General features: G+C 58.7%; 1 pseudogene. It reads left to right on the top strand.

The window, feature by feature from the left end:
• Positions 1-182 precede the first annotated feature (182 nt).
• A pseudogene (locus ASN89_RS27315) lies at positions 183-549 on the top strand (magnesium/cobalt efflux protein); the annotation flags it as partial.

Genomic DNA, 549 nt, shown 5'->3' on the forward strand with positions numbered 1-549 from the left:
ATTTTACGGACTGGCAGGCGGACGTGGCGGCCCTGCGCGGCCGCGTGCTGGGCCAGGACGCCTGAAACGTCGGGCAACGGCGCACTTCGACGTATTAAATTTGCATCAAAAGCGGGGAAATCCGGTATTCTCCCACTTTTGGTGTATCCTATATCCCTTCGCAACAACGGCTCACGCCTCCTATGCCCGAGCACCCTAGTGGCGTCAGAACTGACGTCAAGCCCCACCGGTCACTGTTTGAACGCCTGACCGCACTCATATCCCCCGAGCCAGAGAACCGTGCAGAATTGCTCGATGTTCTACACGATGCGCATGAACGCAAGCTGATCGACGCCGACGCCCTGTCGATGATCGAAGGCGTGTTTCAGGTATCGGATCTCTGTGCGCGCGACATCATGATTCCCCGTTCGCAAATGGATGTCATCGACATCAGCAAGCCGATCGAGGAATGGATGCCGGAAGTCCTGTCCACCGCCCACTCGCGCTTCCCCGCGATCGAAGGCGAGCGCGACAAGGTCATCGGCATCCTGCTGGCGAAAGACTTGCTGC

Origin of the sequence: Janthinobacterium sp. Ant5-2-1 (assembly GCF_001445815.1) — a bacterium.
Lineage (GTDB): Bacteria > Pseudomonadota > Gammaproteobacteria > Burkholderiales > Burkholderiaceae_D > Janthinobacterium > Janthinobacterium lividum_E.